9 protein-coding genes and 1 tRNA gene are annotated in these 7,316 nt (G+C 24.7%); 1 reads left to right on the top strand and 9 read right to left on the bottom strand.

All coding sequences use genetic code 11. From position 1 onward, the window contains the following. From MBCUT_RS09710 to MBCUT_RS09690, 5 genes are all read right to left on the bottom strand, one after another. A partial coding sequence (locus MBCUT_RS09710; protein WP_211263806.1) for a PD-(D/E)XK nuclease family transposase occupies positions 1 to 316 on the bottom strand: 316 nt, incomplete at its 3' end. A 289-nt stretch (positions 317 to 605) separates the two neighbouring features. Further along, complete coding sequence (locus MBCUT_RS09705; RefSeq protein WP_157082573.1) at positions 606 to 1,034, bottom strand: hypothetical protein; 429 nt, start codon at positions 1,032 to 1,034, stop codon at positions 606 to 608. 158 nt (positions 1,035 to 1,192) lie between these two features. Continuing rightward, positions 1,193 to 2,047 (bottom strand): UTP--glucose-1-phosphate uridylyltransferase GalU, encoded by an 855-nt coding sequence (gene galU / locus MBCUT_RS09700; protein WP_067260486.1) that lies wholly within the window; start codon positions 2,045 to 2,047, stop codon positions 1,193 to 1,195. Between the two features lie 572 nt (positions 2,048 to 2,619). Next, positions 2,620 to 2,706, bottom strand: a tRNA-Leu gene (locus MBCUT_RS09695). A gap of 289 nt (positions 2,707 to 2,995) precedes the next feature. Continuing rightward, positions 2,996 to 3,418: a DUF371 domain-containing protein gene (locus MBCUT_RS09690; protein WP_067260484.1), complete on the bottom strand. Its 423-nt coding sequence runs from the start codon at positions 3,416 to 3,418 to the stop codon at positions 2,996 to 2,998. Positions 3,419 to 3,705: 287 nt separating this feature from the next. On the opposite strand from MBCUT_RS09690, the gene MBCUT_RS09685 reads away from it, so the two are divergent. Next, on the top strand, positions 3,706 to 4,149 hold the full coding sequence (locus tag MBCUT_RS09685) for a GIY-YIG nuclease family protein (RefSeq protein ID WP_084270811.1): 444 nt from the start codon (positions 3,706 to 3,708) through the stop codon (positions 4,147 to 4,149). 162 nt (positions 4,150 to 4,311) lie between these two features. On the opposite strand, the gene MBCUT_RS09680 is transcribed toward MBCUT_RS09685, so the two are convergent. The 4 genes from MBCUT_RS09680 to MBCUT_RS11415 all read right to left on the bottom strand — a co-directional run. After that, entirely contained in the window at positions 4,312 to 5,598 is a 1,287-nt protein-coding gene (locus MBCUT_RS09680; RefSeq protein WP_084270810.1) for a SulP family inorganic anion transporter, read from the bottom strand. A gap of 666 nt (positions 5,599 to 6,264) precedes the next feature. Continuing rightward, a complete protein-coding gene (locus MBCUT_RS09675) occupies positions 6,265 to 6,465 on the bottom strand; it encodes a hypothetical protein (protein ID WP_067260478.1) in 201 nt (66 codons plus the stop codon). Positions 6,466 to 6,620: 155 nt separating this feature from the next. Then, entirely contained in the window at positions 6,621 to 6,941 is a 321-nt protein-coding gene (locus MBCUT_RS09670; protein WP_157082572.1) for a hypothetical protein, read from the bottom strand. 13 nt (positions 6,942 to 6,954) lie between these two features. Next, a partial coding sequence (locus MBCUT_RS11415; RefSeq protein ID WP_169805438.1) for a hypothetical protein occupies positions 6,955 to 7,316 on the bottom strand: 362 nt, incomplete at its 5' end.

Raw genomic sequence — 7,316 nt, 5'->3', positions numbered from 1 at the left:
AAAGTGATCTTTTTATCATCTCACCAGTGTTATGTCTTTGTGCTTCTATAATTATCTCTTTATTATATGTTTTTGATCTTATATCAAGTATACAATACTTATCTTTCAGTTTTTCTGCAGATAACTTAGTATTCTCATTAATTTCTATATTATCTAATATTTCATCCATTGAAATGTTTTTTATTCCATTTTCAGTTATTATTTTGTTTTTGTTTTCAAGTATTGCGTTTATAAAAGACAATAACTGCTCCTCATCACCTTTTTCACCCATACACTTTAAAACAGCAAAATCATTCAAAGGATCCAATTCTCTCATAAAAATAGCTATTATCACCCATAATATATAAATCCAGTGGTAATAACCAGATCAATATTGATTTTAAAACATTAAATTGATTTAATCAAAAAATTAGCACCATACATTAAAAAATTAAGACCAGAATAGAAATAGCTATCATAGTTACATAAATAAATACTATAATTTTCTCAATAAATATCTAAAAAAATAGAAACAACATTAAATCATAGCATAACCAAAATTCTCAAATTTCAATTATCTAAAGAAATAAAAGCTTCTAAAAGCTAACAGTCCCAAAAATTTCAATTTACTTCTTGAAATATTTAGAATAGCTATTTGATCTATTATTTCTAATAAAATCATAGAAACTTAAATTTTCAAATTCATTTATGATTCTTTTTAAAATAGCTATTTCTCTTTTTGAGTCATCCAGAAGTTTTTTTGTAACTTCTGCTCTGTGTTCAGATTTAAGAAATTTCTGTTCTATATCTTCAAGTTTTTTTAATTGGAGATTGAGTTTCATTACTTGAAACTTTTGAACTTCATCATAAAGCTTACTTTTTTCATTAATATTATTATCAAGTCTTTCATGACATGAATCAAGCATTTTGTTTAAGGTAGCTATTCTCTCATTTGCTTTGTTTAATTGAATCTTTTTACTTTTTAATTCTTTTTTTAATTCTGTAAAATTAATAGTTGTATCATTTCTTTCAGAATTGCTAGAATCATTTTTCATATGAATTTCCCATATTATGATTACTGAAAAATTGAAATTTAAAAGAAATTTCATCTGAGTTCATTTATAAACTAATAAAAAAATCTTTTGAAATAAATTTCATCTGAGTTCATTTAGAAACTAATAAAAAAATCTTTTGAAATAAATTTCATCTGAGTTCATTTATAAATAGTTAAGATATCTTTTAAATAGCTAAGTATGTCATCACGAGCTTCTTCATCACCTATAGCGAATTCGATAGATGTTTTAAGCCATTCAATACGATTTCCAATATCATAATTTTGACCATCGAATATTTGACCATAAATACTTTCTAATTTAGCCAATGCATCAGTTAATTGAATTTCTCCACCTATTCCTGGTTTAGTATTAGCTAAATGATCGAATATATCAGGTGTTAAAACATATCTTCCCATAATAGCTAAATTAGAAGGAGCATCATCTACTTTAGGTTTCTCTACTAACTCGTCAATTTTATATATAGATTTTTCAACCTCTTCTCCTTTTATGATACCATATCTCTCTACTTTTTCACATGGTACAGCTTCAACAGCTATTGCAGAAGCATCGTATTTCTTAGAAATATCAATTAGCTGTTTGGTACAAGGAATATTTGATTTTGTAATTGTATCTCCTAACATTACAGCAAAAGGTTCATCCCCAATATGTTTTTTAGCACAGTGAATAGCATCTCCAAGTCCTTTATGATTTTTTTGCCTCACATAATAAATATCAGCTAAATTCGAGATCTCTTTTACTTGATTTAAGTAATCCATTTTATTGTGTTCTTTAAGAGTGTATTCTAATTCAAAAGATCTATCAAAATGATCTTCAATTGTTCTTTTACCTTTACCTGTAACAATTAAAATATCATCAATTCCAGAAGCAACTGCTTCTTCGATAACATACTGTATAGTTGGTTTATCAAAAACTGGTAACATCTCTTTTGGTTGAGCTTTGGTAGCTGGTAAAAACCTTGTCCCTAGACCTGCTGCTGGTATAACTGCTTTCATATTAACACCTTTAATAATTAGTCCTTTAATAATTAGTAATTAGTAATTAGTAATTACTAATCAATAATATTAATAATTTAAAATAATTATATTATTAGAAATATTATTTCAATTAAAATATTAGTTCTATGAGAATTTAAACTATAAATATATTATAATTAATCCTATTTAAAACTATTATTTTGAATTAATGATTAGATTAATGAATTTACGAATATAATAACATTAACATTGAAATATTATGATAATAAGAAAAAAATTATTAATAGCAAAATTTTACTAAAATTATTAGAATGATGAAAAAAAGCCCAATACAACTTTATAAAGTTAAAAAAATTAATTTAATATAAATTAGTAATGTTATGATAAATTAATAATATTGACTATGTGTAGTTCATCCAAAAATAAAAGAATTAGAAAATTAAAGATTACTAGAATTAAAAAAAGGAAATAAAAATGGAAAAATGTCTTATTTTAATTATTACAAAATAATTAGCTATTAATATAATCAATTATAACAGTTTAAAAAGAACTATCAAATTAATGAATAAAATAAGAGAATTTTATAAAAATGGTGCGGGGAACGGGATTCGAACCCGCGAAGAGACTAACTCAATAGGCCCTCAACCTATCGCCTTTGACCACTCGACCATCCCCGCAAGTGAATAGTTAGATAAACAAAACATAGTTATGTTCTTATTATCTTAAACAGTATTTAATAGGTAATTAAAACAAGTATGTAATCCTATCTTTCTTTAAGTATTTAAAGTTTACTCTTAATTTTAATATCATAAGAGAATATAATGATATAATTTCAAACAATCAATCAACAATTTGACAATATAATAACATAATCTCAAACAATCAATCAACAATTTGACAATATAATAACATAATCTCAAACAATTAATCAACAATTTGACAATATAATAACATAATCTCAAACAATTAATCAATAATAATAATAATAATCTGACAATTTAAAATAGCTCCATTTTTTAAATCGTTAATTAAGTCTTGATTTAAATCTGAAGAAGCTTTATTTGAATTTATCATCAAAGTTCTTGAGCATGTATAACTACTTTTTCTACATACAATATCAGTAGGATGATTCAAAGTCAAATCAGGGTGACCATAGCCAATAATTTCATCATTTCCATTGGTGGTTGAAAGCATGACCTTGATTTTCGTGTCTCTGTTAGCTATTTTCTTTTTAATTTCATCTGAAAAATCATTCATATTTTTATCAGAAGAAACGCCTATGATACAATCTGCACTTATTCCAATACCTTTATCTTGGGTCAATTCAAATGTGGACTTGTGTTTAGATGTCACATTTTTATGACCTTTAGCTTTAATATTAATTTTCATATTATCATTAATGAGTTAAAAGATGTGAATTTCCCCCCCCCCATCACATATAGCATATATCCAATAATTATTTATCAAATTTATTAAATAAGATAATTATTAATTATCTAATTATTAATAATCTGATCTATTATAAAGTAATTTGTAATACTATAAATTTTTTACTGATAAATATAAAAAAGAAAAAAATTAAATATAAAATAATAAAATAATTTCACCAAAACAATATAACTAAAAGTACTTTTAATTGAGATAAAATGGTATCAAAAAATCAGAAAACAAAGGTCTTGAAAGGTAGCTATTGCTTAATAATAGCTAACAAAAAAGAGAAAAAAATAGCTATTGGAAAACTTGGAGAAATAAACTTTGAAAAAGGTAGTTATGTTTATATAGGTTCAGCCATGAACTCCCTAATTCCCAGACTGAAAAGGCATATATCTAATGATAAAAAAGTCCATTGGCATGTTGATTATCTATTAAATGAGAAAGAGGTATCAGTTGAAGATATTATTTTTACTATCAATACAGAAAGAATTGAATGTAAATTAGCTCATCTTATTTCAGCTAATGGAAAAGAAATAGCTAAATTTGGATGTTCTGATTGTAATTGTAACTCCCATTTAATCTATTTTAAAGAACACCAAGATAGTTTAAATTATGTAAAATTAGCTTATAGAGAATTAGCTATTGATTATAATGATTTAAAGTATCTACTGAAAAAAATTACTTAAAACACTTTAATTCCAATCACAACACAATACTCCAATCACAACACAATACTCCAATCACAACACAATACTCCAATCACAACACAATACTCCAATCACAACACCAATTTTTTCAAGTAAAACCATTCATCTTTCAAGTAAACGCTTTATTATCCATTTACTTTATTAACGGTTTTTATAGAAATATTTTTTATAATATATCAATACAGATATAATTATTCCAATAATTAGTCCTTCTACTATCCCTAAGATTAAAATACCTGCAATATTTGCCACTGCGTAAAGAAATTCGATTTTATTTACTTCAAAATATTCTTTTAAAGTATGAATTTTTACAAGTTTTAATATTGCAAAGATAATAATAGCTGCTAAAACTGGTTCCGGTAAATTAGAGAAGAATTTCACGAAAAAAATAAGTACAACAACTAAAACCAGGCCAGAAACTCCACTAGAAAGTGGAGACTTAGAACCAGCTTCATCATTTACAGCAGATCTTGAAATACTTCCACCAACAGGAAAACCCTGAGTTAAACCTGCAAGTAGGTTTGAAACCCCCAAAGCAAAAAACTCTCTATTGTTATCAATTTTATATTTATATTTCCAAGCAAAGGTTTGAGCAGTTCCTATTCCTTCAGAATAACTTAATATAAAACAAGCAAATCCTAAACCTACAATTTTCAAAATATCAAAATTTGACATTGAATGAAGTGTAGATACTGGTGGAAGGGAAATCAAAGGTAAACCAGAAGGTATGAAACCAATTAAATTAACTCCTAGTTCTTGAAATTCAGTTAAAGAAAATAAAGCTGTTGAAACTATAACTACAACCAATAACCCAGGAATCTTAGGCATGAATCTTTCAAATACCAATATGACTATGATAGTCATTATACCAATGAATAAGCTAATCAAATGTATTTCATTAAAATGAGAAAATAAGAAAAATAAACTATCAAAAAATCCAAATGGTGCTCCAGAGATTCCACATAGCTTTGGGAGTTGAGTAGCAGCAATAAAAAATGCCACACCTGTTGAAAATCCTGTAATAACCACATGAGATATGAATTTCGCAACAAATCCCATTCTAAATAACCAAGCCAGTATTCCAAAGATTCCTGTCACTAAAGCTACAAAAGATCCTAAAATAATCAAATTATTAGGACTTACTATTGATAAAGTTCCAATAGTAGAACCTATTAAAAGAGATAATGTGGATGTAGGACCAACTGAAAGTTGTTTAGAAGTTCCAAAAATAAAATAAACCAACAAGGCAGCTAAAGCAGCATATAAACCAGTTTGAGGAGGAAAACCTGCTAAAGCAGCATAAGCAATAGATTCAGGAATAATAAATGCCACAATAGTGATTCCTGCTATGATATCAGGTCTCAAAAAAGACTTATTATAATTTTTTGACCATCCACTAATTGGAAGTAACAATCTCAAACTAAACATATCTCCTAAACATAAAATTAGATAATTTAATTATAATCTATACTTAATTTATTGTTTTAAAAATAATTAAAATTAACCATTTTTATAATAAACTATACATATAATTTTAAGAATTTAATAAAAGAAGCTTGGAAAGAATTCTAAAATCAAAATTTTAAAAAGCAATTAAATTAACTTATTATTGTTTTAAAAAATAATAAAAGCAATTAAATTAACTTATTATTGTTTTAAAAAATAATAAAAGCAATTAAATTAACTTATTATTGTTTTAAAAAATAATAAATTATCATAGTATTATTTTAAAAAAATAATAAAGTATTATATTCAATTGATAAAGTTCTTAATAAATAAATCATCTGAAAAAAATTAATTATCATTTGTTTGAAAAAATTTATATAATCTATAAATTAACATTCAGATAAAATATATAAGACCCATAATATTTAAATCTTTCGATTTAAAAGACCCAAATTTAAAAATTACCAAATATTAAATTGTATTTTTAATAACACGAAATAAATAATCTTTATTTCACACAAATCAAGCACTGAGAATCCTCAAATTTTTCATGATTTTCAGACACCTTGCTAAAAATTAAAAAATATCTAATACTACTAACCAAAACAATTAATAGTATTATACATCCTATTCTCTTAATCATAATAATCAGCTCTTTTTATTACTATCCATTTCAAGAGAAATATTTTGATTATTCTCTTTAAAATAGAATTTTAACTTTTTAACTTTGATGTATAAAGATTCGTGAGTTTCATCGGATCTTAATTTAGTATCTATAACTTTAGAATTAGATGAATTATTTTTTCCAACTAATTTTACAATTAAACTATAAAATGATATAATATCCATTCTATTAGAAGTTATAGTATTATGTCAAAACATATTTTTGGAAATATTAAGATTTATTATTATATTTTTATTATCATGAATACTAGCCTTACTGAAAGTAATATTAAAAATTAAGAGTAATGATTAAATTTTATAATTATTGAATAAGATGCATATTATAAATTCATGAAAATAAATAAACAAATCATGGATATAAAAAATCCTGCCACAATCAGGATTATTATTTTTTTATATAAGTCATTAGATCCATAAATAACTTCATTTCCAATATCTTCTTTATCTAAATCTCCATAAATATACCCATAAAAACTATTCGTTATTCCAAAGACAACTAGTAAAAGAACTATTCTCACTATCTGATTATCAAAAAAACTAAATCCTGGAAAAAACTCCAAAAAAACAGCTGAAATCAAAAACATGACATCGATAAAAAACATAACGCTTAAAACAACAGCAAAAAACTTACTAACTTTCATAAAAACCAATTCTTCAATCATTATTTATAAGATCCAATAATTTAAAATATGTTTGAAATGCACAAACAACATCATCAAAACCCATAACATCCCTACCATCATTAACAGCACTACAACCAGTAAGTAAAATCAAAGATTTCCAACTCATACTTAAAAAAATACCAAATAGTATTGGATATCCATCATCTGGATTCTCATCAAAAACTTCATCAGTACATGTTGAAGCATATTTTCCATAAATTTTATCTATTTTATTTAGGAGTTTTTTGGCTTCTTTATTCCATTTTAAATTTTTAAGTTTTACAAAGTAATCCTTATTTGGATAATTAAAATCAATGTTTTTATCAAAATTGTCTAAGAGTATCATAATTCTAT

The sequence above is a fragment of the Methanobrevibacter cuticularis genome (genome assembly GCF_001639285.1).
Taxonomy (GTDB): domain Archaea; phylum Methanobacteriota; class Methanobacteria; order Methanobacteriales; family Methanobacteriaceae; genus Methanobaculum; species Methanobaculum cuticulare.
Note: the sequence above shows the minus strand (reverse complement) of the source record. Positions and strands in the feature narration are given on the sequence as shown.

Coding starts and splice junctions, on each gene's coding strand:
- MBCUT_RS09705 (WP_157082573.1), bottom strand. CDS start 1,034: ATGAAAAATGATTCTAGCAATTCTGAAAGAAATGATACAACTATTAAT.
- galU (WP_067260486.1), bottom strand. CDS start 2,047: ATGAAAGCAGTTATACCAGCAGCAGGTCTAGGGACAAGGTTTTTACCA.
- MBCUT_RS09690 (WP_067260484.1), bottom strand. CDS start 3,418: ATGAAAATTAATATTAAAGCTAAAGGTCATAAAAATGTGACATCTAAA.
- MBCUT_RS09680 (WP_084270810.1), bottom strand. CDS start 5,598: ATGTTTAGTTTGAGATTGTTACTTCCAATTAGTGGATGGTCAAAAAAT.
- MBCUT_RS09675 (WP_067260478.1), bottom strand. CDS start 6,465: ATGGATATTATATCATTTTATAGTTTAATTGTAAAATTAGTTGGAAAA.
- MBCUT_RS09670 (WP_157082572.1), bottom strand. CDS start 6,941: ATGAAAGTTAGTAAGTTTTTTGCTGTTGTTTTAAGCGTTATGTTTTTT.